1 protein-coding gene is annotated in these 481 nt (G+C 51.4%); it reads left to right on the forward strand.

Annotated features, from left to right (window positions below):
* The coding region (locus GBH70_RS16485; protein ID WP_172968334.1) for a UPF0236 family transposase-like protein at window positions 1-481 on the forward strand (481 nt) is incomplete at both ends.

The following is a 481-nucleotide window of genomic DNA, read 5'->3' on the forward strand; positions in this document are numbered from 1 at the left end:
TCGTTTTCGCTTGAAAGATCGGCGCGACGTTCACATCGATACGATGTTCGGTCCGTTGACCATCAAACGCAACTATTATCAAGACCGGGAAAATGGTCGTTATATCGCTTTATTGGATCAGTATCTGGCTTTTGACGGCCGCAAGGGATTCAGCCCGCTTCTTGAACAATGGGCAATGGCCTTGGCCGTGGCCGGTCCGTCTTACCGCCACGCCGTGAAGCAATTGGAGACATTCTTAGGGTATGCCCCCATGAGCCACGAAGCGTTGCGTCAGCATCTCCTCGCATCCGAGGTGTGTGAGCCGAAGTCCAAACAACCCGCGCCTGAGGTGCTTTTTGTCGAGGTGGACGGGTTATTTGTGAAACAGCAAAAAGAAAAGGGCGGCAAGAAGAAAAAGGCGAAAGAACTTAAGATCGCTTTAGTCCATACGGGTTGGGAACAAGACGGCTCCAAACGGCGGAAATTGAAGAATAAACGGCAC

Origin of the sequence: Weizmannia acidilactici (genome assembly GCF_008974225.1) — a bacterium.
In the GTDB taxonomy this organism is placed as follows: Bacteria; Bacillota; Bacilli; order Bacillales; family Bacillaceae_C; genus Weizmannia; species Weizmannia acidilactici.